This window comes from Tabrizicola thermarum (genome assembly GCF_003574395.1).
In the GTDB taxonomy this organism is placed as follows: Bacteria; Pseudomonadota; Alphaproteobacteria; order Rhodobacterales; family Rhodobacteraceae; genus Tabrizicola; species Tabrizicola thermarum.
This window is the reverse complement of record NZ_QMJY01000075.1, coordinates 39,525-63,890: the sequence shown is the minus strand read 5'-3', so window position 1 is coordinate 63,890 and position 24,366 is coordinate 39,525. Positions and strand designations below refer to the sequence as shown.

The following is a 24,366-nucleotide window of genomic DNA, read 5'->3' as shown; positions in this document are numbered from 1 at the left end:
ACCATCCAGATGCAACCCCCGCCGATCCATCCCAAACCCCATCCCAACCTCAACTGTTGCGCTCCATTCTAGAGGTGAAGGGATTTTAAGGATTTGGGAGCGCGCCGGGAACCGGGTCCCCGCCTTCGCGGGGATGACAGGGGTGAGCCGGGCCGTGCCGTCACGCGGCGGTCTTTGCCGGGGTTCAGGGCGCTTGTGCCGCCGGGTGGGCTAACCCCCCTGGACCTCGCTGACCGTGCATTCCCGCAGAAGCCGCATCACGTCCTCGGGGCGGCAAAGCTGCGTTGCATCCGTCGTCACGGCGGCGGAGGCGGCGGCGGAGCCGAGGGCGAGGGCCTCGGCATTGGACTGGCCGCGGGCCAGCGACAGGACGAAGGCGGCGACGAAGCTGTCGCCGGCGCCGACGGTGGATTTGACGCGGACCTTGGCGGCCTTGGCGAAGAGCTTCTGGTTGGCGTCGGCCAGCACGTTGCCTTCGGCGCCGCGGGCGATGATGACCGTTCTGGCCACGCCGCGTTGCACCAGTTCCTGCGCGAAGGCGGCGGTGTCCTCCAGTCGCGGCAGCGGGCGACCGGCCAGGTCCTCGCCCTCGGGGCCGTCCATCCGCAGGACCTCCAGCCCCGGGATCGGGTGACGGACCGCCTCGGTCAGGGTCGCGCCGGAGGTGTCGAGCACGACGCGGGTTTCGGGCATCGAGGCGGCCAGCTGCGCGGGGAAATCGACCGGCACGCCGGGGGGCTGGCTGCCGGAGATGACCGAGAACCCGCCGGGCCGGGCGGTGGCGCGCAGGAGGGTGAAGACGCGGGCGCGTTCCGCCTCGCCCCAGACGGGGCCGGGGAGCATGAAGCGGTATTGCTTGCCGGTCGTCACCTCGTTCACCGTCAGCGACTGGCGGGTTTCGCCGGGGCCGAGGATGGAGAGGAAGGTCACGCCCTCTTGCCGGATCAGGCCCGCGAGACGGTCGCCGGTCAGCCCGCCGATGGCGACGAGGGCGAGGCTGTCGCCGCCAAGCGACTTGATCGCGCGAGAGACGTTGAGGCCGCCCCCGCCGGGGTCGAGCAGCGGTTCGGTGCAGCGCAGCTTTTGGCCGGGGATCAGCTCGTGCACCTCGGTCGCCATGTCGAGCGCGGGGTTGAGCGTGAGGGTCAGGATCGGGGCTTGGGTCATGCGGCACCTGTTCGTGTTACCGCTATCATAGACCCTTCGAGCGGAAATGGAACTGCCCCCGACGGGTCAGGCCGGGGGCAAAAGTTTTCGAAAACTTTTGCAAAATCCTTCGAAGGATTTTGGGCCCTGGGGTCAGCCGTTCAGCATCAGCTGGTAGCTGGCCGGGACATAGCGGAAGCCCTCGCCCGACGCCTCGACATAGCCCACGCCGGGGAAGGGCATGTGATAGCCGATGAAGGGGATGCGGTCGGCGGCGATCATGCCGAAGACCCGTTTGCGGGTGGCGGCGGCGGCGGGTTTGTCGGCGTCGAAGCGGACCTCCCAGTCCGGCCTTTGCAGCGACCAGACATAGTGGTTGGCGGTGTCGGCGGTGATCATCAACCGCTGCCCGCCGGATTCCACCATGTAGACCATGTGCCCCGGCGTGTGCCCGAAGGCGTCCAGTCCGGTGATGCCCGAGGCGACGCTGCCGTTGTTGTCGATGAAGGTGATCTTCTCGTTCAACGGTTTGACGTTCCTGTCGAAGCCTTCGTTGGCGGCCCCGGCCCAGTGGTTGTGTTCGGCAGAGCCGGTCACATAGCGGGCATTGGCGAAGGTGGGCGTCACCCCGTCCGCGCCCATCAGCCCGCCGATGTGGTCGCCGTGCATGTGGGTCAGCACCACGACATCGACCTGATCCGGGGTGAACCCGGCGGCGGTCATCGCGGCAAGGGTCGCCTCGGCGGCAAGCCCGGTGTCGAACAGCACCAGTTCGGCGCCGGTGTTGACCACGGTCGGAGTGAAGAAGTTCTGCGTCTTGTCCGCCGGGATGAAGTTCGCGGTCGAGAGGGCGGCAAACTCCTCGGGGCTGGCATTGGTGCCGAAGGTTTCCTGCGGCTTGTCGCCGGCACGGGTTCCGGCCAGCAGGGTCGTCACCTCGAAGCTGCCGAGTTTGAAGCGGTGGAACGGAGCAAAGCCTGCGCCCTGCATCTCGGCGCGGGCCAGGGCAGGCCGGGCAAGCGCGGCGGCGAGGGGCAGGGCGGCTGCGGCGAACAGGGCCTGGCGGCGGGAAAGTCCGGTCATCTTGTCCTCCTTCTTCTGGATGCGGGAAGGATAGGACAGGGGCGCGGATCGTCCGGTCACGGGCGCGTCATGCACCCTGCCGACCTGCACAGCGGCTGTGCAGGATGGCCGGGAACCGGATCATTCCCACCAGCGGTCGATGGCGGCGATCTGGTCGTCGGACCAGCCGAAGTGATGGGCGATCTCGTGCACCACGACATGGGTCACGAGGTCCTGCAACGAGACATCGCCGCGTTCGGCCCATTCGTCCAGGATCGGACGGCGAAAGAGCCAGACCACATCGGGGCGGGTCATCTGGTCGGCGGTGGATTTCTCGGTCAGGGGAATGCCGTCGTAAAGGCCGGTCAGGTCGAAGGCATCGTCGACGCCGAGGTCTTCCAGCATCTGGTCGTCGGGGAAGTCCTCGACCCGGATGCGGATCCGGGTGGCGGGCTCGCGAAATTCGGCCGGAAGGGTGGAGACGGCCTCATGCGCCAGCTGTTCGATCAGGGCGAGCGAGGGGGCGATGCTGTCGGGCGATGGATCGGTCATGCTGGCAAGATAGGAGCGCGACGGGCGCTTCGGAAGGGGACCGGCGGCAACTGGACAAATGCGGGGGCTTGTGACAGGGAAAGACGTTCCGAAGGAGCCCCCTGATGACTGTCACCACCCGCTTTGCCCCCTCGCCCACCGGCTGGATCCATGTGGGCAACCTGCGCACCGCGCTGATGAACTACCTGATCGCGCGCCAGAACGGCGGGACCTTCATCCTGCGGCTGGACGACACCGACCAGGAGCGGTCGAAGCAGGAATACATCGACGGGCTGAAGGAGGACCTGGCCTGGCTGGGGATCACCTATGACCGGGTCGAGCAGCAGTCGAAGCGCCTGGCGCGCTATGCCGAGGCGGCGGAACAGCTGAAGGCGGCGGGGCGGTTCTACGAGTGTTTCGAGACCCCGGTCGAGCTGGACCTGAAGCGGAAGAAGCAGCTGAACATGGGCAAGCCGCCGGTCTATGACCGCGCGGCGCTGGCGCTGACCGAGGACCAGAAGGCGGCCTATCGGGCCGAGGGGCGGCAGGGCTACTGGCGCTTCAAGCTGGATCAGGAGCGGATCGAGTGGCAGGACGGGATCATCGGCAAGGTGTCGATCGATGCGGCCTCGGTGTCGGACCCGGTTCTCATCAAGGCGGACGGGCAGGTGCTGTACACCTTTGCGTCCAGCGTGGATGACGTGGACATGGGGGTCACTCACATTGTCCGGGGCGCGGACCATGTGACGAACACCGCGACGCAGATCCAGATCATGAAGGCCTTGGGCGGAACGCCCCCGACCTTTGCGCACCACAGCCTCTTGACCGGGCCGCAGGGCGAGGAACTGTCCAAGCGGCTTGGCGTTCTCAGCCTGCGCGACCTGCGCGCGCGGGGGGTGGAGCCGATGGCTCTGCTGTCGCTGATGGCGCGGCTGGGGTCGTCCAGGCCGGTGGAGCTCGCCTCGTCGATGGAGGAGCTGGTGGCGGGGTTCGATGTGGGGTCCTTCGGGGCCGCACCGACCAAGTTCGATGCCGAGGACCTGTTCCCGCTGACGCGCCACCATGTCCAGTCGCTGCCGTTCTCGGCGGTGCGGGACCGGGTGCTGGCGCTGGGCGTGCCGGAGGATGAGGCCGAGGCCTTCTGGGCGGTCGCCAAGGGCAACATCACCATTCTGGACGATCTGAAGGACTGGTGGGCCCTGTTCCGCGACGGTGCCGAGCCGGTGGTGGACGAGGCCGACCGCGACTTCGTGCGGCAGGCCCTGGCGATGCTGCCGCCGAAGCCCTGGACGAAGGCCACCTGGGGCGAGTGGACGGCAGCGGTGAAGCAGGCGACGGGCCGCAAGGGCAAGGACCTGTTCCGCCCGCTGCGCCGCGCGCTGACGGGCCGCGATGCGGGGCCGGAGATGGCCGACGTGATGCCGCTTTTGCGCAAGGTGCCCAGCGTCTGAGCCCTTGGTCGGCCCCGGGGGCTGTCTGCCCCCCAGCACATCGGTTTCTTGAACCAATGGCGAAACCAATGTGCTACCCCGAGGATATTTGTGGACAGATGAAAGCCGCGACCCAGGCTTTTCGGTCGGGTCAGGAGAGAAGCATGGCCGGACCGGGCGCGCAGGCGAAATTCGTCGAGGGGAACCTTTTCCGGCATGTGTCGGTGATGGCGCTGACCTCTTCTGTGGGGCTGATGGCGGTCTTTGTCGTCGACCTGATAAACATGGTCTACATCGCGCTGCTGGGGCGCGAGGAACTGGCGGCGGCCATCGGCTATGCGGGCGCGATCCTGTTCTTCACGACGAGTTTCGGCATCGGGATGTCGATTGCCGTCGGCGCGCTGGTGGCCCAGGCCCTGGGCGGGCGCGACCCGGTGCTGGCGCGCGAGAAGGCGACCACGGGTCTGGTCCTGAGCCTTGTGTTCGGGGCGATCTTTGCGGCCGTGGTCTGGGCATTCCTCTGGCCGCTGGTCGGACTTCTGGGCGCGACCGGAGAGACGGCGGCGCTGGCGGTGCATTTCCTGCAGATCGTCGTGCCCTCGCAACCGCTGTTGATGGTCGGCATGGTCGGCGGGGCGATCCTGCGCAGCCATGGCGATGCGCGGTCGGCGATGATGGCCACCGTCTGGGGCGCGGTGGCGACGGCGGTGCTGGATCCGATCCTGATCTTCGGTCTGGGCTGGGAACTGACCGGGGCGGCGCTGGCCAGTGTGGCCGCTCGGGTGGTGATCGCGGTCATGGCGCTGCGGCCGATCACGGCGAAGCATGGCGGCTTCGACCGGCCCACGGTCGGGCAGGTGGTGGCCGACATGGGGCCGGTCTGGGCCATTGCGGTGCCCGCGATCCTGACGCAGGTGGCCACGCCCGTGGGGCAGGCCTTCGTCACGCGGGCGACCTCTGCCTATGGCGAGGCGGCGGTGGCCGGGATGGCGATTGCCGGTCGCCTGACGCCGGTCGCCTTCGGGGTGATCTTTGCCCTGTCCGGCGCCATCGGGCCGATCATCGGGCAGAACTTCGGGGCGGGCCGGATGGACCGGGTGCGTCGCACGCTGTTCGACGGGCTGATCTTCACCGGGCTGGTGATCCTGCTGGTTTCGGCGTTGCTGTTCGCGCTGCGAGCGCCGATTGCCGATGCGTTCAGGGCCGAAGGCCTGACGCGGGACCTGGTCTATCTGTTCTGCGGGCCGCTGGCGCTTTTGTGGTTCTTCAACGGGATGATCTTTGTCGGCAACGCGGTCTGCAACAACCTGGGGCGACCCTTCTGGTCCACGGTGGTGAACTGGGGCCGCCATACCGTGGGGACGATCCCGCTGGCGATCTGGTTCGGCAGCATCTGGGGCGCGCAGGGCGTGCTGGTCGGGCAGGCCGTGGGCGGTGTGATCTTCGGCCTTGCCGCCGTCTGGCTGGCGCTGATGGCGATCCGGGCTCCGGTTCTGCCGCGACCGCAGGGGCGCCCGGTCCCCGAGGCTGCGCCCGAGACCGAGCCGGTCGCAAGCCCCGGAGAGCGTCGAGCCTGAGTCCCGCAGGTTTGTTCGCGTTAGGTTCTTGTGAACCCTCTGCTGCTATTCCTGTCCCGTCGAAAGTCGGGAGGCCCATATGGCGAACACCAGCAGCACCGCGCCCGAAGCGGGATGGGGCACAGTCAGCCCCGGCACCTTCGGGCGCGAGGGGGCCACCGCCGGCGGTGGCAGGGGCATCGCGATGGCCGGGGCGGGTGATGGCCGGATCCCGGGCGACGGGCCGCTGCCGGGCCATTGGACCGACGAGGCCCGTGCGCGGGGCTCTGGCCTCATCTGGCGATCCACGTCGAACACCGGGACCGGCGGTACGGGGGTCTGTCGTGACGAGAACGGCACCGGTCCTGGCGCGACGGAGTTCCGCAAGACCGCCCAGGGCGGCCCCTGGTTCGCCTGCGGAACCCTGATCGAGACGCCCGCAGGGCCGCGCCCGGTGGACGGTCTGCGCCCGGGCGACCTGGTCCTGACGCTGGACGACGGCCCGCAGCCCGTGCGGCGGGTGGGACGACGGCGGCTCTGCCTGGCCGACCTGACGGCAGACCCCGGCCTGCAACCGGTCGAGATCGCCGCCGATGCCCTGGGGCCGGGCCTGCCCGACAGGGCGGTGAGGGTCTCGCCGCAGCATCGGGTGCTGTTCGCGGGCGCGATCTGCGAGCTGCTGTTCGGCGCCGAGGAGGTTCTGGTGCCCGCGCTCCAGCTGGTCGGCCAAGGCAGGGCGCGGCAGCTTCCGTTGCCTTTGACCCATGTGCAGGTGATGTTCGACCGCCACCAGATCGTGCAGACTCATGGCCTGTGGTCTGAAAGCTGCCAGCCCGACGAACCCGGGCCGGACGGCCTGCGCGACCCGCCGCGGAACGGGCTCTCGCGCCCCTGCCACGAGCTTGCCGTTCCGGGCGTCCACGCCGCCGCAAGGATGACGCTGCGGCACCATGAGACGCGGGTCCTGCTTGGGTCGTGACCGCCGCGTGTCCTGTGCGGCATACCGTCGTATCCCGGATTTCTCTTGCCCGGGAGGGTGGCTTTGCGCTAGGCAATCCGCGTCAGGTTCGGGAGAATCCGGCGGGCCCGCACAGGCCCAAAGGTGCCGAAGGAGCAACCGCCCCGGTAAACTCTCAGGCGCAAGGACCGTTTCTGACGACAGACTCTGGAGAGTTCCCGGACAATCCGGGACGCCGAAGGGATAACGATCTCAGGCGCACGCGACGTGCAGGGACAGAGGGGGCATCGAGGGGCGGGGATTGGTCCGCCTGACGGTGCCGGTGCGTTTTCCGGCCAGGGATGGAGGCGGCGATGGCCGATCTGGAGGAGCCGGAACTTCTGCGCCTGGGGCTGGAGCCCCTGCATGAAGAACTGGGTGGCAAGATGGTGCCCTTCGCGGGCTACCGGATGCCGGTGCAATACCCCGATGGCGTGCTGAAGGAACATCTGCACACGCGGGCGGCGGCGGGGCTGTTCGACGTCAGCCACATGGGGCAGGTGATCCTGCGGCCCAAGGGGTCGATGGAGGACCTGAAGCGTGCCTTCGAGGCGCTGATGCCGGTGGATGTGCTGGGCCTGGCCGAGGGTCGGCAGCGCTATGGGTTGTTCACCAACGACGCGGGCGGGATCCAGGATGACCTGATGTTCACCAGCCGGGGCGATCATCTGTATGTGGTGGTGAACGCGGCCTGCAAGGCGGCGGACATCGCGCATATGGTGGCGGGGATGCCGGGGGCAGCTGTCGAGCCCGTGACCGACCGTGCGCTGCTGGCGCTGCAGGGGCCGGGGGCCGAGGCGGCGCTGGAGGCCCTGGTGCCGGGGGTCGCCGCGCTGCGGTTCATGGATCATCGCATTTTCGGCGACATCTGGGTCAGCCGGTCGGGCTATACCGGCGAGGACGGGTTCGAGGTCTCGGTCCCCGAGGCAGAGGCGGAAGGCTTTGCGCGGCGTCTGCTGGCGCAGCCCGGCGTGGCGCCGATCGGGCTGGGCGCGCGCGACAGCCTGCGGCTTGAGGCGGGGCTGTGCCTTTACGGCCATGACATCGACACCACCACCAGCCCGGTCGAGGCGAACCTGACCTGGGCGATCCAGAAGGCCCGCCGGGCGGGTGGCGCGCGCGCGGGCGGCTTTCCCGGTGCCGCGCGGATCCTGCGCGAACTGGCCGAGGGGCCGGAGCGGCTGCGCGTGGGCCTGCGCCCCGAGGGTCGAGCGCCGATGCGCGAGGGGGTGGAGCTTTTCGCCCCGGACGGGACGCCGGTCGGACAGGTGACCTCGGGCGGGTTCGGGCCTTCGGTCAACGCACCGATTTCCATGGGTTACGTTGCCCGCGCCCATGCTAGCATCGGCACGCAACTGATGGGAGAGGTGCGCGGCAAGCGTCTGCCCGTTACAGTGACCGCGATGCCCTTCCAACCGACAACCTACAAGCGCTGAGGACGATCATGAAATACACCAAGGAACACGAATGGCTGCGCGTCGAGGGGGACCTCGTGGTCGTCGGCATCACCGAACACGCCGCGACCCAGTTGGGCGACGTGGTCTTCGTGGAACTGCCCGAGACCGAGACCATGGTGACCGAGGGCGACGAGGTCTGCGTGATCGAAAGCGTGAAGGCGGCCTCGGACATCCTGGCGCCCGTCGACGGCGAGATCGTCGCGGTGAACACCAAGCTGGTGGACAACCCCGGCCTGGTGAACGAGGACCCGACCGGGGCCGCCTGGTTCTTCAAGATGCGCGTCGATGACCTGAGCGTGCTCGACGATTTCATGGACGAGGACGAATATCAGGAGCTGATCGGCTGATCCCTCGCGCCCGGAATTTTCGAAAATTCCGGGCAATTTTCTTCGAAGAAAATTGCAAATCCCCTGGAAGGGATTTGTCCGCCCCGTGCCAAAGGTATGCGCCATGACCTTCACGCCCACCGACTACAACCCCTACGACTTCGCCAACCGCCGCCACATCGGCCCCTCTCCGGTGGAGATGGAGGAGATGCTGGCCGCCGTCGGCGTGCGGACCCTGGACGAGCTGATCGACCAGACCGTGCCGCCCTCGATCCGCCAGTCGCAGCCGCTGAGCTGGGCGCCCCTGGCCGAGCATGAGCTCTTGGCGAAGATGAAGGATGTGGCGGCGAAGAACCGGGTGATGACCAGCCTGATCGGGCAGGGTTACTACGGCACAGTGACGCCCCCGGCGATCCAGCGCAACATCCTGGAGAACCCGGCCTGGTACACGGCCTACACGCCCTATCAGCCCGAGATCGCGCAGGGGCGGCTGGAGGCGCTGCTGAATTTCCAGACCATGGTCTGCGACCTGACGGGGCTGGACGTGGCGAACGCAAGCCTTCTGGACGAGGCGACGGCGGCGGCCGAAGCGATGACCATGGCCGAACGCGTGGCGAAGTCGAAGGCGCGGGCCTTCTTCGTGGACCGGTTCTGCCATCCCCAGACCATTGCCGTCATCAAGACCCGCGCGCTGCCTCTGGGCATCGAGATCATCGAGGATGACGTGCGCAAGCTGGACCCGTCGCAGGTGTTCGGCGCGATCTTCCAGTATCCGTCCAGCTACGGCCATGTGATCGACTTCACCCAGCGGATTGCCAGTCTGCATGCGGCGGGGGCGATCGCGATCATGGCGACGGACCTCCTGGCGCTGTGCCTGTTGAAGGAACCCGGCGCGATGGGGGCGGATATCGCGGTGGGTTCGGCGCAGAGGTTCGGGGTGCCGATGGGCTATGGCGGCCCGCATGCGGCCTTCATGGCGGTGAAGGATGCCTACAAGCGGCAGATGCCGGGGCGGATCGTGGGTGTCAGCATCGACGCGCAGGGGAACAAGGCCTATCGGCTGTCGCTTCAGACCCGCGAGCAGCATATCCGGCGCGAGAAGGCCACCAGTAACGTCTGCACGGCGCAGGCGCTGCTGGCCGTCATGGCGTCCATGTATGCCGTGTTCCACGGCCCGAAGGGCCTGCGCGCGATCGCCGAACGGGTGCATTTCCTGACCCAGCGGCTGGCGCGGGCCCTGAAGGCGGCGGGGGCGGTGGTTGCGCCGCGCGCCTTCTTCGACACGATCACGGTCGAGGTGGGCGTGGGCCAGGCCGGCATCCTGGCCGCAGCGCGGAACGAGGGCCTGAACTTCCGCAAGATCGGCAACAACCGCGTGGGCATCAGCCTGGACGAGACGACGGACGAACGTGTGCTCATCAAGGTCCTGCGGGCCTTCGGCATCGAGGGCGTTCCGCCGCACCGCGCGACGCTGGGCTTCCCCGAAGAGATGCTGCGGACGACCGATTACCTGACCCATCCGGTCTTTCACATGAACCGGGCGGAATCCGAGATGATGCGCTACATGCGCCGCCTGTCCGACCGCGACCTGGCGCTGGACCGGGCGATGATCCCCTTGGGGTCCTGCACGATGAAGCTGAACGCGGCGGCCGAGATGATGCCGATCACCTGGCCGGAGTTCGGCAGCCTGCATCCCTTTGCCCCGCGCGATCAGGCGGCGGGCTACATGGAGGCGATCAGCGACCTGTCGGCCAAGCTGTGCGAGATCACCGGCTATGACGCGATGTCGATGCAGCCCAACAGCGGCGCGCAGGGGGAATATGCGGGGCTCTTGACCATCCTCGCCTATCACCGCGCGCGCGGGGACCATCAGCGCAAGGTCTGCCTGATCCCGACCTCGGCGCATGGCACCAACCCGGCCTCGGCGCAGATGGCGGGGATGGAGGTCGTGGTGGTCAAGGCCTCGGCGAACGGCGATGTGGATGTCGAGGACTTCCGGGCGAAGGCCGAGGCGGCGGGCGACAGGCTTGCGGCCTGCATGATCACCTATCCCTCGACGCATGGCGTGTTCGAGGAGACGGTGCGCGAGATCTGCCGGATCACCCATGACCATGGCGGGCAGGTCTATATCGACGGGGCGAACATGAACGCGCTGGTGGGCCTCGTGAAGCCGGGCGAGATCGGCGGGGATGTCAGCCACCTGAACCTGCACAAGACCTTTGCCATCCCGCATGGCGGCGGCGGTCCCGGCATGGGGCCGATCGGCGTGAAGGCGCATCTGGCCCCCTATCTTCCGGGGCACCCCGAGACGGACAACCCCGAAGGCGGCGGGCTGAAAAGCACCGATCAGGGGACGGTTTCGGCGGCGCCTTACGGGTCGGCGTCGATCCTTCTCATCTCCTGGGCCTATTGCCTGATGATGGGGGGCCCTGGCCTCACGCAGGCGACTCGGGTGGCGATCCTGAACGCCAACTACATCGCGGCGCGGCTTTCGGGGCACTATCCGATCCTGTTCATGGGCAACAAGGGGCGCGTGGCGCATGAGTGCATCCTGGACACCCGGCCCTTCGCCGACCATGGCGTCACGGTGGACGACATCGCCAAGCGCCTGATCGACAACGGGTTCCACGCGCCGACGATGAGCTGGCCGGTGGCGGGGACGCTGATGGTGGAGCCGACGGAATCCGAGACCAAGGCCGAGATCGACCGCTTCATCACCGCGCTTCTGTCGATCCGCGAGGAGATCCGGGCGGTGGAACGGGGCGAGATCGCGGCCGAGGACAGCCCCTTGCGCCACGCCCCGCACACGGTGGCGGCGCTGGTCGGCGACTGGGACCGGAAATACAGCCGCGAGACGGGCTGCTTCCCGCCGGGCTCGTTCCGGGTGGACAAGTACTGGCCTCCGGTCGGCCGGGTGGACAATGTCTATGGCGACCGGAACCTTGTCTGCACCTGCCCGCCGGTCGAGGCTTATGCCGAAGCGGCGGAGTAGGAGCCGAAATCCTCAGGCAAGGATCCTGACAGATTTCCTGCTAAGGAAATGCGGCCCCCGGTTCGCCCCGGGGGCCGCATTTTCAGGGCTGGGGCTTCGGCGCAGGGGTCCCGAGCGCCCCGCCCGGACGGGTGCCAAGCCCGCCGCCCGCGCCGATGCCGCTGGTCTTGGGCCGCGTCAGGTCGGGCACCTTGGGCGGCGACTTCGTCCCCGGGGCCGAGTCGAGCACCTTGCCTCCGCCCGCGCCGCTGTGCCGCGCAACGCAATCCTGCGCCTGCACCAGCGCCGGGCCGATGCCGTCGACGTCGAACCCTTCGTCGATCCCCATGCCCAGCATCCGCAGGTAGCGCCCGCTGTTCAGGAAATCGACCGTGGGCGCGATCCCGGTATAGGTGATCCCGGCGTAATCCGCGTCCCAGGCCTCGCCGTTGCCGATGGCAGGCAGGCCGGTTTCCATCATCACCCAAAGCTCGAACTTGTCGCCCGGAGTGAACTTCACGTCCGGTTGCGACATGAGAATCGACAGGGTGTCGTTCGGATAAAGCCCCAGCCACAGGATCCGGCCGTCCATGTAGCTGACGGTGGTATAGCAATAGGAAAACGCCCCGGCATTGTCGGCATAGGCGCCGCCGACCCAGTTTCCGGCCTCGAACCGAGAGCCGGGGATTTCCGCCACCTGCGCCATGACCGGGGACAGGCTGGTGACGACGAGGGCTGCGGCAACACGGGAAAGGCGCATGTCTGGTCCTGAAATGGGGTTTTGCGGGCAGGATGCCGGGGCCTTGGCATCGACGCAAGTCAGGGTTTCCGCAATGGCGGCCCGAGATTGACCCCGACATTGACCATGTCCCGCGCCCGCGCTAGCCCTGCCGGACGATGACTCCGCCCCGCCCCCCGTTTCTTGACGGACTGACCGCCAGCCTGCCGATCGTGCTGGGCTATCTGCCCATCGCCTTTTCCTTCGGTGTCGCCGCCACCCGCGCCGGGTTCAGCGCGACCGAAGCCTTCGCCCTGTCGCTGATCATCTACGCCGGGGCGTCGCAGTTCCTGGCGCTGGCGCTTCTGTCCTCGGGTGCGCCGGTCCTGATCTCGGCCTTCACGCTGATCGCGATGAACCTGCGGCATGTCCTATACGGCCCGGCCCTGATGCGTGAGGCGGGGGACAAGGCCAGCACCCGCCACGCCTGGGCCTGGGCCTGGGGCCTGACGGATGAGGTCTTCGGCCAGGCGCTGGGGTCGCTGGCGCGGGGGCAGCGGTTTTCGGAAGGCTACATGTTCGGCCTGGGCCTGGGCGCCTATGCGGCCTGGGTTCTGGGCACCGTCGCCGGGGCGCTGGCGGGGGGCGGCGCGCTGGAGGCCTGGCCTGCCGTCAGTGCGGGGCTTGGCTTCATGCTGCCCGCGCTGTTTCTGGCGCTGCTCTTGTCGATCCTCGGCCGCAGGCAGGTGCCGGTCATCGCGGTGGCGGGGCTGGTGACCGTGGCCGCGACACTGGCGATCAGCGCGACGAGCGGCATCCTGCTGGGGATGCTGGCCGGGGCGCTGGCCGGGATGGCGCGGCGATGAACGGGGACCTTCTGACCGTCGCCCTGCTGGCCGGGGCCGCGAACTGGGTCTTCCGGGCCCTGCCGGTCATCACCCGCAGCGACCGGATGGCCCCGGGCGGCTGGCTGGAGCGGTTCCTGTCGGCCACCGGCCCCGCCGCCATCGCCACGCTGTTCGTCGCGGCGATCCTGCCCGCGCTGACCCCGGACCTTCGCGCTCTGCTGCCGGTGATCGCGGGGACGCTGGCGGTGCTGGGGGTCTATGCCGCCCGGCGCTCGGTGGTGGGGGCAACGCTGGCGGGGGCGCTGGTGCACGGGCTGGCGGTCTGGCTGACGGGCTGACGGAAGGCTTGCGCCGGTGCGCGGCATGGGCGACGATGCGTGCAGGAAGGAAGGCCCGCCATGCTGGAAATCAGCCCCCGGAAAGTCGTGCATGTGATCTATCTGGCGCGGGAAGCCGATGTCGGTTCGGCGGAACTGCATGCCTTCATCGATGCCCTGAACGACGACGAGAAGGCGCAGCTGACCGCTGTCGCCTGGGTCGGTCGCGGCGCCTTCGAGCCCGAGGATTTCGGCGAGGCCGTCGCCACCGCCACAGCCGAAGCGACGACGCCCACGGCCGATTACCTGATGGGGATGCCGCATCTGGCCGAGAACCTCGAGGCCGGTCTGGACGCGCTGGGGATCGACGTGGCGGGCGAGGAAGAGGATTTTCTCTGACACCCTTGCGAAACCGGCCACGACTTCACATCTTCAAAGCAAACGATATGTGAGGTGCCAGATGCCCGTTACCGATGCCCTGAAACTGACCTGCGCCGCCTGCGGCCAGACCAACCGCGTCCCCGCGTCCCGGCTGTCCGACGCCCCGAAATGCGGGGTCTGCGGCAGCGTTCTTCTGGATGGCAAGGTCGCCGAACTTGACGCCGCCACCCATGACAAGGTGACGCGCGGCGACAGCCTGCCTGTCCTGATCGACTACTGGGCGCCCTGGTGCGGGCCCTGCCGGATGATGGCGCCGGAATTCGCCAAGGCGGCCCAGACCCTGGCGACCGAGGCCCGGCTTATGAAGCTGAACACCGAGGATCATCCGCAGATCTCGGCCCGCGCCGGGATCCGGGGCATCCCCGCGCTGATCCTCTACCGGGACGGCCGCGAGATCGCCCGTCTGGCCGGAGCGCGCCCCGCGGCCGACATCGTCGCCTTCGTCCGCCAGCACGCCCGCTGACGCCGCCCGCTGACGCCGCCCGCTGACCCCGCTTGACTCCCCTGCGGATTTCGGATGAATACGGCGTCGCGGATGGGGCAGTAGCTCAGTTGGGAGAGCGTATCGTTCGCAATGATAAGGTCAGGGGTTCGATCCCCCTCTGCTCCACCATCCCTTTCCTGACAGTCCGAACCAGGCCCGGCGCACGGTAGCCGTGCGCTGTCGAGTGGGCGCTGTCATGAAAGGTTCATTGGACCGGACGCCATATTTCCAATAAACGGGAAATATGGAAAGTCCAGCGGCCTCACATGCCTTCGCGACGCTTGGCCATCCCGGTCGGTTGGCCGTGTTCAGGCTCTTGATGCGCTTTGCGCCGCAGGGCGTGCGACCGACCGAGATCGCCGTGGCGCTGGGGCTGAAAGCGAACACCCTGTCGCATTATCTGGCCGACCTGGCGGATGCGGGCCTGATCCGGGCCGCGCGGCAGGGCCGGTCCTTGTTCTATGCCGTCGATCTGGACGCCACCGAGGCGCTGATCGGCTATCTCGCGCTTGACCTGGGCCGCGCCCGCCCGGACCTGATGGCCCCCCTCATCCCTGCATGGAAGGACCGACCGATGCCCCCCCGCGATACCGATTTCGACGTGCTTTTCATCTGCTCGGGCAACTCGGCCCGGTCGATCTTTGCCGAGGCCCTGTTGCGCGATCTGGGCAAGGGCAGGTTCCAGGCCTTCTCGGCCGGGACCCGGCCCAGTTCCGAGCTGAACCCCTTCGCACTTGAGGTGCTGCGCCGCAACGGGCACGACATCTCCGGCCTGCGATCGAAGCATATCTCCGAATTCCAGCAGCCGGATTCGATCGTGATGGATTTCGTCTTCACCGTCTGCGACACGGCGGCGGCCGAGGAATGCCCGCCCTGGCCGGGCCAGCCGATCACCGGCCACTGGGGCCTGCCCGACCCGGTGAAGGCCACCGGCACCGATGCCGAAAAGGCGCTGGTCTTCGCCCAGACCTACGCGGCGCTGCGCCGGCGCATCGCGGCCTTCGTGGAGCTGCCGTTCGAAAGCCTGAGCCGGATGTCGCTGCAAAGCCGGGTGGACAGGATCGGCACCGACGCGCAGGAAAAGGCCTGACCTGCCATGACCCGGATTGCCTTGAACGGCCTTGGCCGGATCGGAAAACTCGTGCTCCGCGACCTGATCGACACCGGCGCCGGCGGAGAGATCGTTCTTCTCAACGATCCGGTGGGCGACGCAGAGCAGCACGCCCTGCTGATGGAGTTCGACAGCGTGCATGGTCGCTGGCGCACGCCCGTTTCGGCGGGCGAGGGGGCGCTGGTCCTGGGTGGTCGGTCGATCCGCTTGACCCACGAAAAGACCATCGAGGCCCTGCCGCTGGCCGATCTGGGGGTCGATCTGGTGATCGACTGCACCGGGGTCTTCAAGACGGCGGCGAAGGTCGCGCCCTATTACGCGGCGGGGGTGAGGAAGGTGGTGGTCAGTGCGCCCGTGAAGGACGGCGGCGCGCTGAACCTGGTCTATGGCGTGAACCATCACCTCTATGACGGGTCGCAGGTGCTGGTGACGGCAGCAAGCTGCACCACGAACTGCCTCGCCCCCGTGGTGAAGGTGATCCACGAGGCGCTTGGCATCCGGCACGGGTCGATCACCACGATCCATGACGTGACCAATACCCAGACCATCGTGGACCGCCCCGCCAAGGACATGCGGCGGGCGCGCTCGGCGCTTTTGAACCTGATCCCGACCACCACGGGCAGCGCCACGGCGATCACCCTGATCTACCCCGAACTGAAGGGCCGCCTGAACGGCCATGCGGTGCGGGTGCCGCTGCTGAATGCCTCGCTGACCGACTGCGTGTTCGAGGTCGAGCGGGCGACAACGGCCGAAGAGGTCAACGCGCTGTTCAAGGCCGCCGCCGAGGGGCCGTTGCAAGGCATCCTCGGCTATGAGCCGCGCCCGCTCGTGTCGTGCGATTTCACCAATGATCCGCGGTCCTCGATCGTGGATGCCCGGTCGACCATGGTCATCAACGGGACCCAGGTGAAGGTCTATGCCTGGTATGACAACGAATGGGGTTATGCCTGCCGGCTCGCCGACATCGCGCGGATGGTGGCGGGGTCGCTGTGACCACGGTCAATCCCCTGCGGGCCTATGCGGCGGTGACGGCGGCCTATTGGGCCTTCATGCTGTCGGACGGCGCGCTGCGGATGCTGGTGCTGTTGCATTTCAACGCGCTTGGCTTCTCGCCGATCCAGCTGGCCTGGCTGTTCCTGCTCTATGAGGTGGCGGGGATCGTGACCAACCTGGCCGCCGGGTGGCTGGCCGCGCGCTTTGGCCTGGCGGCGACGCTTTACGGCGGGCTGGCCTTGCAGATCGGCGCGCTGGTGGCGCTGGCGCAGCTTGACCCTTCGTGGCGTGTTGCCGCCTCGGTCGCCTTCGTGATGGCGGTGCAGGGCGTGTCGGGTGTCGCCAAGGACCTGGCGAAGATGTCGTCGAAGTCCGCCGTCAAGCTGCTGGCGCCCAAGGAGGACGGAGGGCTGTTCCGCTGGGTCGCGGTGCTGACGGGATCGAAGAACGCGGTGAAGGGGCTGGGCTTCTTCCTTGGCGCGGCGCTGCTGGCGCTGGCGGGGTTCAGGGCGGCGGTCTGGGGCATGGCCGGGGTGCTGGCGGTGATCCTGATCGCCGTGGTCCTGTTCCTGCCCGCGGGCCTGCCGGGGCGGATGAAGGCGGACGAGGCCTGGGGCGGCTGGCGGTCGAAGGATGCGCGGGTGAACCGCCTCAGCCTCGCGCGGCTGTTCCTGTTCGGCGCGCGGGATGTCTGGTTCGTCGTGGGCATCCCGGTCTATTTCCAGGCGGTGCTGTCGGACGGCACGCCGGAAGGCCGACGCGCGGCGTTCTTCCTGATCGGCGGGTTCCTCGCGCTGTGGATCATCGCCTATGGCGCGGTGCAGGCCATGGCGCCGCGTCTTCTGGGCGCGAAGGGCCAGCCCGAGGCCGAGACGACCCGCAAGGCGATCTTCTGGGCCGGGCTTCTGGTCCCGATCCCCTTCCTGCTGGCCGGTGCCGCCTGGGCCGCCGGGGGGCCGCAGCCCTGGCTGACCGCCGCGCTGATCGGGGGCCTTCTGGTGTTCGGCTTTGTCTTTGCGGTCAATTCCTCGGTCCATTCCTACCTGATCCTGGCTTTCGGCGCGGCCGACCGGATCACGCGGGATGTCGGGTTCTACTACATGGCCAATGCCGCCGGTCGGCTGATCGGAACGCTGCTTTCGGGCCTCAGCTTCCAGATCGGCGGCTTGCCCCTGTGTCTTGCGACTGCGGGCCTGATGGCGCTGGCAAGCTGGCTTGCGGCGCGTCGGCTTGCCCAGGCCTAGCAAGCTGCCTCTGGCACCCGCCCGCGCAATATGCGACTCAAGGTTGCTGGATTCGGGCGGCGGAGGCCGATCTTCACCGTTTGGTTGTGCACAAAATGCTTGATACCCCGGCGATCTCGGGTGACACTTTCCTACCCCTGCTGACGGAAAATTCGGGAAGCTGCCGTGCCGCCATTTTCTGGCGGGCCTTTCTTGCAATTGAATTTTCAAGGAAGTTTCGTGCCGAAGCCACCGCCCCCCTGTGCCAGAACCGCCCATCCCCCCTGGTTGGGGCCAGCTTCTTGACCTTGAACGCCCTCTCTCCCGACGCGGTCCTCCACCACTCTGCGGCCCGGACCGGGGCCGCGCACAGCCCTGTCATCTGCCTGCGCTTTCAACACGGCCGGACGACCCTTGCCGGAGCCGCGCAGGCCTTTGTCGGGCACCGCTGCGACCTGCCCGATTCCTCGCTTGGCCTGCATGGCGGCTGGGACTGGGACGGCACGACGCTGACGGCCACGGTCGACCCGCTGGGCTATTTCAGCCTGTTCGTCTATCGCAAGGGCAGCGAGATCGCGGTCTCGCCCTCGATCCTGCAGCTTATCGCGCAGGGGGCCGATGCCGAGCCCGACCGGGTGGCGCTGGCCGTGTTCCACCGGATCGGCCATTTCCTGGGCGAGGATACCCCGTTCCGGCACATCAAGGTCCTGCCGCCCGGTGGCAGGCTGGTCTGGCGCGAGGGTGTTGCGACCATCACCGGCGGTCCCCCGATCCCGCGAGAGCAGACCCTCAGCCGGGCGCAGGCGGTCGAGGGGTTCATCGAGCTGCCGCGTGCGGCGATCCGGCGCTTTCTGAACGCCTGGGACGGGCCGGTGGTCCTGCCGCTGTCGGGCGGGCGCGATTCGCGGCATATCCTGCTGGAAATGGTGCATCAGGGACGCAAGCCCGACACGGTCGCCACCTTCCATCAGGGCGGCCGCCATCACGACTGCGAAGTGCAGGCGGCGCGTGTGGTGGCCAGCCGGGCGGGCGTCGACCACACGCTGCTCGGCCACGCCCGTCCCCGCCTGCGCGATGGTTTGCGCGCGCTCTTGCTGACCCAGCTTTGCGCCGACGAACACGCGCAGATGATGCCGATGCACGACTTCCTGCGCGGCAACCCGGCAGCGGCGGCGCTGGACGGGATCGGCGGCGACATCCTGACCAACCCCGACGATGACGCGGCCGATTTCTTCGACCGGGCAAGGGCCGGGGATTACGACGGCATCGCCCGCAGCCTTGCCGCCGGACATGGCCGCATCATCAGCCAGCCGCACCATTCCGGCGGGGCAGGGGCGATCTACTCGCCCGACCTGGAAGAGGCAGCCATCGACCGGATTTCCCGGGCGATCCGGGTCTTTCAGGACGCGCCCGATCCCTATCAGGCCTTCTGGTTCTGGAATCGGACCCGGCGCGAGATTTCGTTCGTCTCCAACGGCATCCTCGGCAACGCTGCCATGGTCGCCTGCCCCTTCCTGTCGCCCGACTTCGTCGAACTGGGCCTGTCGCTGCCCTTCACGGTCACCCGCGACCAGCGGCTGCACGACGATGCCATCGCGCAGGCCTACCCGGATTTTGCCGACATCCCCTACGAAGCCGGCTTCCGCAGCCGACCCTTGCCGCGTCTGCGCTGGTCGCGGGTCGCCAATCTGCTGGACAACCTCTGCGTGGCGGCCATGGCGGAGCCGGGCCGCGCCCTTCATGCCATGCGGCAGGCGGTGACCGACCAGCCCTTGCGCCGGGGTCCGGCCGATATCTACCGGCTGCACGCGCAGTTCGTCGCGGCGATGAGCGCGGACGAGGCGCGTCGCCTGATTGTGATGGAAGACCGGTTAAGTCGCGCGGCGCCGACCGGCAAAGGGGTGGTGAGTGATGTCGTTCTTGCTTGAGGCGCAGATCGTCCGGGTTCGCAGGTATTTCAACCGCCGCAAGGCCGACCGGCTGCGCGCGCAGGCCATGGCGCGGCCCTTTTCGCCCGACGCCAGGTCCCGGCTGTTGCTGGTCACCCAGCCCGAACGCCTGCCGCAAAGCCAGATCTACCCGTTCCACCACTATGCCGCCGACCTGCGCCGCCTGTATGGAACCGACCTGCGCGAGGCCGATCTGTGGGACTTCGTCGCGGGCCGTCCCGTGGCGGCGCGGGGTGCGACGGTGGTCGCGTTCCAGACCCCGTTCGACGTGAGCGATGCAGAGCTCGACCGGCTTTTCGCCCGGATCAACGCGGATCACCCCGGCGCGCGGATCGCCTGCCTGGACTGGTTCGCGCCCACCGACCTGCGCAATGCCGCCCGGTTGAACGACCGGATCCACCTTTACATCAAGAAACACGTCCTGCGGGACCGGGACTGTTATGGCAAGCCCACTTTGGGGGACACCAACCTGACCGACTACTACGCCCGCCGGCTGCGCTTGGAAGAGCCAGAGCGTCTGTTCCCCATCCCCCCGGGCTTTCTGGACAAGCTGGTGATCGGCCCGTCCTTCATCACCGCGCCGACGGTCCTGCCGGCGCTGTTGGGCAAGCCGCCGCTGAACGGACATCGACAGCATGACCTCCACGCGCGCTTTGAACTGGACGGCACACCCTGGTACCGCGGCATGCGCGCCGAGGCCGACGCGGCCGTAAACGCCCTGAAGGGTGTCAGCGTGGTGCGGGGCACCGGCGTGCATCAGGCGCGGTTCCTGGCCGAGCTTCGCCACTCGAAAGTCTGTTTCAGCCCGTTCGGCTATGGCGAAGTCTGCTGGCGCGACTACGAGGCCGTGCTGTCCGGCGCGGTGCTGGTCAAGCCGGACATGAGCCACATCGTGACCGACCCCGACATCTTCATCCCCTGGGAAACCTATGTTCCCGTGGCCTGGGACCTGTCCGATCTACCCGATGCCCTGCACCGCCTTCTGGGCGACGCGGCCTTGCGCAGCCGGATCGCCACGCAGGCCTTCGAGACGCTGCGCAAATGGCTTGGCAGCGACCGGTTCGCCCGCCAGATGGCACCTCTTCTGGCAGGGTAGGGCGCGCCCGGCCTATCCCGCCACCTGCACCTCGGTCCCCCAGTCCCGGCACTTCTGCATCAGATCCTCGGGCAGGGGTCGGTCGGTGAACAGCGTGGTGATCTCGGACAACGAGGCCAGCCGGGCCGGGGCCGAGCGGTCGATCTTGGAATGGTCGGCGACCAGATGCACCTTGCGCGACTGCCGGATGATCGCCTTGGACACCCGCACTTCGGCAAGGTCGAAGTCCAGCAGGTCGCCGTCCCGGTCCAGCGCCGAGACCCCGATCACCGCGTAATCGACCTTGAACTGTTCGAAGAACTGGGTGGTCAGCTCTCCCACCAGGCCGCCGTCCGTCCGGCGCAAGGCACCGCCGGCCACCACGATCTCGCAGCCCGGGTTGGCCACCAGGATATTGGCCACGTTCATGTTGTTGGTGATGACGGTGATGTTGCGATGTGTCAGCAGCTCGCGTGCCACCGCCTCGGTCGTGGTGCCAAGGTTCAGGATCAGGCTGCAATTGTCCGGGATCGCCGCCGCGCAGGCCCGGGCGATGGCGGCCTTCGCGCCCTCGTTCATCTTGCGCCGCGCCTCGTAGCCGATGTTGGCGACGCCGGTCCGCAGCATCGCCCCGCCATGCACCCGGTCCAGATGCCCGGCATCGGCCAGATCGGAAAGGTCGCGCCGGATCGTCTGCAACGTCACGTCGAACCGCTGCGCCAGGTCCTCGACCATCACCCGGCCCTCGGCCCGGGCCAGTTCCAGGATCTCGGTCTGCCGGAAGTTCAGCGCCACATCGGCCCCCTTCGCCCCTGCCTCTGCGCGTCTTCTGCCATGAAGGTCCGCGTCTGTCAGCGGTTTTCTGCGCGCGCGACTTGTTTCGTTTGTTTGCGTATGCAGCAAAGACATCATGCGTGCGCAGAAAAAACGGTGCCGCATTGCGCGAGGATGTTCGTTTTTTCGGAAAACGCGCGTAAACGAAAAAATTTCGTTGACGAAGCCGTCACGATCGGCACAGCTATGCAACAGGGAGGAACCAGGGCGTGACGGACGGCAGCGCAGGGGTCGCAAGCGACCTTTTCATCATCGGCGGCGGGATCAACGGTTGCGGCATTGCCCGCGACGCGGTGGGCCGTGGGCTGACGGTCACGCTGGCCGAACAGGGCGACCTGGCGCAGGGCACCTCCTCGGCCTCGACCAAGCTGTTCCACGGCGGGCTGCGCTATCTGGAATATTTCGAGTTCCGCCTTGTCCGCGAGGCGCTGGAGGAACGCGAGACGCTGCTGGTCGCCATGCCGCATATCTCGTGGCCGATGCGCTTTGTCCTGCCGCTGTCGCCGGACATGCGCTTTGAAAGCGACACGCCGACCTCGCGGCTTCTGGCCTGGGTGATGCCCTGGGCAAAAGGCCGCCGGCCCGACTGGCTGATCCGGCTGGGCCTGTTCCTGTATGACACGATGGGCGGCCGGAAGATCCTGCCCGCGACGCGCACGCTGGACCTGACCCGGGATCCCGCAGGCAAGCCGCTGAAACCGAAGTTCCGCAAGGCCTTCGAATATTCCGACTGCTGGGTCGAGGATTCGCGGCTGGTCGTGCTGAACGCCCGCGACGCGGCGCAGCGGGGCGCGCGCATCCTGACCCGGACCCGCGTCACATCCGCCGAACGCCGCGACGGTCTGTGGCATGTCACCACCGAAGGCCCCCACGGGACCGAACACCACCGCGCGCGGGCTCTGGTCAACGCGGGCGGGCCCTGGGTCGAGGACGTGATCCGCAATGTCGCCCGCATCAATTCGTCCGAAGGCGTCCGGCTGGTGCGCGGGTCGCATATCGTGACGAAAAGGCTTTTCGATCACGACCGCTGCTACTTCTTCCAGGGCTCGGACGGGCGGATCATCTTTGCCATTCCTTACGAGCAGGACTTCACCCTGATCGGCACCACCGACAAGGACCACACCGGCGCCCCCACCGAGGCCCATTGCACCGATGAGGAACGCGACTACCTGCTGGCCTTCGCCAGCCAGTATTTCGCGAAACCCGTCACCCGCGACGATGTGGTCTGGACCTATTCCGGCGTCCGGCCGCTGTATAACGACGGGGCCAAGTCGGCCACGGCCGCCACCCGCGACTATGTCCTGTCGCTGGACGAAAACGGCGCGCCTCTCCTGAACGTCTTCGGCGGCAAGATCACCACCTACCGCCGCCTTGCCGAATCGGCGCTGGGGAAGCTGACGCGGTTCTTCCCGCAGGCGAAACCCGCCTGGACCGCGCGTGTGCCCTTGCCGGGGGGCGACTTCCCGCATGACGGTGCGGCGGCGCTGACCGCCGGTCTGAAGGCCAGGCACCCGTTCCTGACCGATTACTGGGCCGCCCGCCTGGTCCGCGCCTATGGCACCGAGGCTGCGCGGATTCTGGGCAATGCCACCTCGCCCGACGCCTTGGGCCAGGATTTCGGCGCCACGCTGACCGAGGCCGAGGTGCGCTGGCTGATGACGCACGAATTTGCCGGAACGGCGGCAGATGTGGTCTGGCGCCGGTCCAAGCTGGGGCTGCGGATGACGGCCAGCCAGATCGAAACACTCGACCGCTTCATGGCGGACGCGGCCCGGGCCGCGCGCCCGGCGGCGGAATAGGGGGACGGAATGACGCTGGAGCTTCAGGGGGTCTCGCGCTCAGTCGGGGGGAAGATGCATATCCATCCCACCAGCCTGACCTTGCAGAACGGCACGATGAACGTGCTGCTTGGCCCCACCCTGTCGGGCAAGACCAGCCTGATGCGGCTGATGGCGGGGCTCGACAAGCCCACCACGGGGCGCATCCTCTGGGAAGGTCAGGACGTGACCGGCGTCAGGGTGCAGGACCGCAAGGTGGCGATGGTCTACCAGCAGTTCATCAACTACCCCGGCCTGACGGTCTATGAGAACATCGCCTCGCCCCTGCGCCTGATGGGCAAGCCGCAGGCCGAGATCGACCGCGCCGTGCGCCAGACCGCCGAAATGCTGCGCCTGACGCCAATGCTGCAACGCAAGCCGCTGGAGCTGTCGGGCGGCCAGCAGCAGCGCTGCGCCCTTGCGCGGGCTCTGGTCAAGGGCGCGGGGCTGGTGCTGCTGGACGAACCGCTGGCGAACCTCGACTACAAGCTGCGCGAGGAATTGCGCGTGGAAATCCCCCGCATCTTCGAAGCCTCGGGCGCGATCTTCGTCTATGCCACCACCGAACCCGAAGAGGCGCTGCTTCTGGGCGGCAATACCGCGACGCTCTGGGAAGGCCGCGTCACCCAGTTCGGGCCCACGCCGCAGGTCTATCGGCTGCCCGAGGACGCCCGGACCGCCCGCGTCTTCAGCGATCCGCCGATGAACTTCGTCCCCTGCCGCAAAGAGGCACATCGCCTGACTTTCGGCGAGGAAGCCCATGCCCCGGCCGAAGGCCCGACGCGCGACCTGCCCGACGGGACCTACACCGCCGGCTTCCGCGCCAACCATGTCACGCTGAATCGCCACTCCGGCGACGCGGTCGAATTCCGCTGCACCCTTGCCGCGACCGAGATCACCGGGTCCGAGACCTTTGTCCATCTGACCCACGGGCCGGACCGCTGGGTCGGGCTGATCCATGGCGTGCATCCGCTGACGGCGGGGGCCGAGACCTCGATCTTCGTCGATCCCGCCCACGTCTATCTTTTCGACCAGTCGGGCCGCCTTGCCGCGCCTGCTCCTTATGCGATGGCGGCCTGA

Annotated in this window: 22 protein-coding genes, 1 tRNA gene and 1 riboswitch; of the genes, 18 read left to right on the top strand and 5 right to left on the bottom strand. The window is 67.8% G+C overall.

Annotated elements, in window-relative coordinates; all coding sequences use genetic code 11:
• Positions 1-210: 210 nt before the first annotated feature.
• The 3 genes from D5084_RS11320 to D5084_RS11310 all read right to left on the bottom strand — a co-directional run bounded on the left by D5084_RS11320 (position 211) and on the right by D5084_RS11310 (position 2,760).
• A complete protein-coding gene (locus tag D5084_RS11320) occupies positions 211-1,167 on the bottom strand; it encodes a 1-phosphofructokinase family hexose kinase (protein ID WP_128515600.1) in 957 nt (318 codons plus the stop codon).
• A gap of 132 nt (positions 1,168-1,299) precedes the next feature.
• Positions 1,300-2,229, bottom strand: coding sequence for an MBL fold metallo-hydrolase (locus D5084_RS11315; RefSeq protein WP_128515599.1), 930 nt, complete (start codon positions 2,227-2,229; stop codon positions 1,300-1,302).
• A gap of 120 nt (positions 2,230-2,349) precedes the next feature.
• Positions 2,350-2,760: a metallopeptidase family protein gene (locus tag D5084_RS11310; RefSeq protein ID WP_128515598.1), complete on the bottom strand. Its 411-nt coding sequence runs from the start codon at positions 2,758-2,760 to the stop codon at positions 2,350-2,352.
• Between the two features lie 104 nt (positions 2,761-2,864).
• Between D5084_RS11310 and gltX the strand changes: the two genes are divergently transcribed.
• From gltX to gcvP, 6 genes are all read left to right on the top strand, one after another.
• Entirely contained in the window at positions 2,865-4,190 is a 1,326-nt protein-coding gene (gene gltX, locus D5084_RS11305; RefSeq protein WP_128515597.1) for a glutamate--tRNA ligase, read from the top strand.
• A gap of 143 nt (positions 4,191-4,333) precedes the next feature.
• Positions 4,334-5,746 carry an MATE family efflux transporter gene (locus D5084_RS11300; RefSeq protein ID WP_238382614.1) on the top strand — a complete coding sequence of 471 codons (1,413 nt, stop codon included), beginning with the start codon at positions 4,334-4,336 and terminating at the stop codon, positions 5,744-5,746.
• A 79-nt stretch (positions 5,747-5,825) separates the two neighbouring features.
• Positions 5,826-6,704 (top strand): Hint domain-containing protein, encoded by an 879-nt coding sequence (locus tag D5084_RS11295; protein ID WP_128515596.1) that lies wholly within the window; start codon positions 5,826-5,828, stop codon positions 6,702-6,704.
• A 79-nt stretch (positions 6,705-6,783) separates the two neighbouring features.
• A riboswitch (glycine riboswitch) is annotated at positions 6,784-6,884 on the top strand.
• A gap of 152 nt (positions 6,885-7,036) precedes the next feature.
• Complete coding sequence (gcvT, locus tag D5084_RS11290; protein ID WP_128515595.1) at positions 7,037-8,158, top strand: glycine cleavage system aminomethyltransferase GcvT; 1,122 nt, start codon at positions 7,037-7,039, stop codon at positions 8,156-8,158.
• An 8-nt stretch (positions 8,159-8,166) separates the two neighbouring features.
• Complete coding sequence (gcvH, locus tag D5084_RS11285; RefSeq protein ID WP_128515594.1) at positions 8,167-8,526, top strand: glycine cleavage system protein GcvH; 360 nt, start codon at positions 8,167-8,169, stop codon at positions 8,524-8,526.
• 103 nt (positions 8,527-8,629) lie between these two features.
• On the top strand, positions 8,630-11,497 hold the full coding sequence (gcvP, locus tag D5084_RS11280) for an aminomethyl-transferring glycine dehydrogenase (protein WP_128515593.1): 2,868 nt from the start codon (positions 8,630-8,632) through the stop codon (positions 11,495-11,497).
• 82 nt (positions 11,498-11,579) lie between these two features.
• Here the strand turns inward: gcvP and D5084_RS11275 are convergent, their stop codons facing one another.
• Positions 11,580-12,236: a hypothetical protein gene (locus D5084_RS11275; protein ID WP_128515592.1), complete on the bottom strand. Its 657-nt coding sequence runs from the start codon at positions 12,234-12,236 to the stop codon at positions 11,580-11,582.
• A gap of 137 nt (positions 12,237-12,373) precedes the next feature.
• Between D5084_RS11275 and D5084_RS11270 the strand changes: the two genes are divergently transcribed.
• The 10 genes from D5084_RS11270 (at position 12,374) to D5084_RS11225 (ending at position 20,656) form a co-directional block, all read left to right on the top strand.
• Positions 12,374-13,060, top strand: a complete 687-nt coding sequence (locus D5084_RS11270; protein ID WP_128515591.1) for an AzlC family ABC transporter permease — start codon at positions 12,374-12,376, stop codon at positions 13,058-13,060.
• Positions 13,057-13,380, top strand: a complete 324-nt coding sequence (locus D5084_RS11265; RefSeq protein WP_128515590.1) for an AzlD domain-containing protein — start codon at positions 13,057-13,059, stop codon at positions 13,378-13,380. Before D5084_RS11270 ends, D5084_RS11265 begins: the two co-directional genes overlap by 4 nt.
• A 60-nt stretch (positions 13,381-13,440) precedes the next feature.
• Complete coding sequence (locus D5084_RS11260) at positions 13,441-13,758, top strand: DUF3775 domain-containing protein (RefSeq protein WP_128515589.1); 318 nt, start codon at positions 13,441-13,443, stop codon at positions 13,756-13,758.
• Positions 13,759-13,819: 61 nt separating this feature from the next.
• Entirely contained in the window at positions 13,820-14,263 is a 444-nt protein-coding gene (gene trxC / locus D5084_RS11255) for a thioredoxin TrxC (RefSeq protein WP_128515588.1), read from the top strand.
• A 74-nt stretch (positions 14,264-14,337) separates the two neighbouring features.
• A tRNA-Ala gene (locus D5084_RS11250) sits at positions 14,338-14,413 on the top strand.
• A gap of 115 nt (positions 14,414-14,528) precedes the next feature.
• Complete coding sequence (locus tag D5084_RS11245; RefSeq protein ID WP_128515587.1) at positions 14,529-15,374, top strand: arsenate reductase/protein-tyrosine-phosphatase family protein; 846 nt, start codon at positions 14,529-14,531, stop codon at positions 15,372-15,374.
• 6 nt (positions 15,375-15,380) lie between these two features.
• Positions 15,381-16,388 (top strand): ArsJ-associated glyceraldehyde-3-phosphate dehydrogenase, encoded by a 1,008-nt coding sequence (locus D5084_RS11240; protein ID WP_128515586.1) that lies wholly within the window; start codon positions 15,381-15,383, stop codon positions 16,386-16,388.
• 56 nt (positions 16,389-16,444) lie between these two features.
• Positions 16,445-17,632, top strand: coding sequence for an organoarsenical effux MFS transporter ArsJ (gene arsJ, locus D5084_RS11235; RefSeq protein WP_238382615.1), 1,188 nt, complete (start codon positions 16,445-16,447; stop codon positions 17,630-17,632).
• 281 nt (positions 17,633-17,913) lie between these two features.
• The gene (locus D5084_RS11230) at positions 17,914-19,539 is read left to right on the top strand and encodes an asparagine synthetase B family protein (protein WP_128515584.1); all 1,626 of its coding nucleotides are present in this window, start codon (positions 17,914-17,916) and stop codon (positions 19,537-19,539) included.
• On the top strand, positions 19,523-20,656 hold the full coding sequence (locus D5084_RS11225; protein ID WP_128515583.1) for a glycosyltransferase: 1,134 nt from the start codon (positions 19,523-19,525) through the stop codon (positions 20,654-20,656). The genes D5084_RS11230 and D5084_RS11225 overlap by 17 nt, the downstream gene beginning before the upstream one ends.
• A 12-nt stretch (positions 20,657-20,668) precedes the next feature.
• Here the strand turns inward: D5084_RS11225 and D5084_RS11220 are convergent, their stop codons facing one another.
• Positions 20,669-21,430, bottom strand: coding sequence for a DeoR/GlpR family DNA-binding transcription regulator (locus D5084_RS11220; protein ID WP_128515582.1), 762 nt, complete (start codon positions 21,428-21,430; stop codon positions 20,669-20,671).
• A gap of 248 nt (positions 21,431-21,678) precedes the next feature.
• On the opposite strand from D5084_RS11220, the gene glpD reads away from it, so the two are divergent.
• Positions 21,679-23,268 carry a glycerol-3-phosphate dehydrogenase gene (glpD, locus tag D5084_RS11215; RefSeq protein WP_128515581.1) on the top strand — a complete coding sequence of 530 codons (1,590 nt, stop codon included), beginning with the start codon at positions 21,679-21,681 and terminating at the stop codon, positions 23,266-23,268.
• A 9-nt stretch (positions 23,269-23,277) separates the two neighbouring features.
• Positions 23,278-24,366 (top strand): ABC transporter ATP-binding protein, encoded by a 1,089-nt coding sequence (locus D5084_RS11210; RefSeq protein ID WP_128515580.1) that lies wholly within the window; start codon positions 23,278-23,280, stop codon positions 24,364-24,366.

Excerpts from the sequence above, each read along its gene's own strand:
- gcvP (WP_128515593.1), top strand. The coding sequence starts at position 8,630 with ATGACCTTCACGCCCACCGACTACAACCCCTACGACTTCGCCAACCGC.
- gcvT (WP_128515595.1), top strand. The coding sequence starts at position 7,037 with ATGGCCGATCTGGAGGAGCCGGAACTTCTGCGCCTGGGGCTGGAGCCC.
- D5084_RS11265 (WP_128515590.1), top strand. The coding sequence starts at position 13,057 with ATGAACGGGGACCTTCTGACCGTCGCCCTGCTGGCCGGGGCCGCGAAC.
- D5084_RS11210 (WP_128515580.1), top strand. The coding sequence starts at position 23,278 with ATGACGCTGGAGCTTCAGGGGGTCTCGCGCTCAGTCGGGGGGAAGATG.
- D5084_RS11270 (WP_128515591.1), top strand. The coding sequence starts at position 12,374 with ATGACTCCGCCCCGCCCCCCGTTTCTTGACGGACTGACCGCCAGCCTG.
- D5084_RS11245 (WP_128515587.1), top strand. The coding sequence starts at position 14,529 with ATGGAAAGTCCAGCGGCCTCACATGCCTTCGCGACGCTTGGCCATCCC.
- D5084_RS11240 (WP_128515586.1), top strand. The coding sequence starts at position 15,381 with ATGACCCGGATTGCCTTGAACGGCCTTGGCCGGATCGGAAAACTCGTG.
- trxC (WP_128515588.1), top strand. The coding sequence starts at position 13,820 with ATGCCCGTTACCGATGCCCTGAAACTGACCTGCGCCGCCTGCGGCCAG.
- arsJ (WP_238382615.1), top strand. The coding sequence starts at position 16,445 with ATGCTGTCGGACGGCGCGCTGCGGATGCTGGTGCTGTTGCATTTCAAC.
- gltX (WP_128515597.1), top strand. The coding sequence starts at position 2,865 with ATGACTGTCACCACCCGCTTTGCCCCCTCGCCCACCGGCTGGATCCAT.
- D5084_RS11315 (WP_128515599.1), bottom strand. The coding sequence starts at position 2,229 with ATGACCGGACTTTCCCGCCGCCAGGCCCTGTTCGCCGCAGCCGCCCTG.
- D5084_RS11300 (WP_238382614.1), top strand. The coding sequence starts at position 4,334 with ATGGCCGGACCGGGCGCGCAGGCGAAATTCGTCGAGGGGAACCTTTTC.
- D5084_RS11295 (WP_128515596.1), top strand. The coding sequence starts at position 5,826 with ATGGCGAACACCAGCAGCACCGCGCCCGAAGCGGGATGGGGCACAGTC.
- D5084_RS11225 (WP_128515583.1), top strand. The coding sequence starts at position 19,523 with ATGTCGTTCTTGCTTGAGGCGCAGATCGTCCGGGTTCGCAGGTATTTC.
- D5084_RS11320 (WP_128515600.1), bottom strand. The coding sequence starts at position 1,167 with ATGACCCAAGCCCCGATCCTGACCCTCACGCTCAACCCCGCGCTCGAC.
- D5084_RS11260 (WP_128515589.1), top strand. The coding sequence starts at position 13,441 with ATGCTGGAAATCAGCCCCCGGAAAGTCGTGCATGTGATCTATCTGGCG.
- D5084_RS11310 (WP_128515598.1), bottom strand. The coding sequence starts at position 2,760 with ATGACCGATCCATCGCCCGACAGCATCGCCCCCTCGCTCGCCCTGATC.
- gcvH (WP_128515594.1), top strand. The coding sequence starts at position 8,167 with ATGAAATACACCAAGGAACACGAATGGCTGCGCGTCGAGGGGGACCTC.
- D5084_RS11275 (WP_128515592.1), bottom strand. The coding sequence starts at position 12,236 with ATGCGCCTTTCCCGTGTTGCCGCAGCCCTCGTCGTCACCAGCCTGTCC.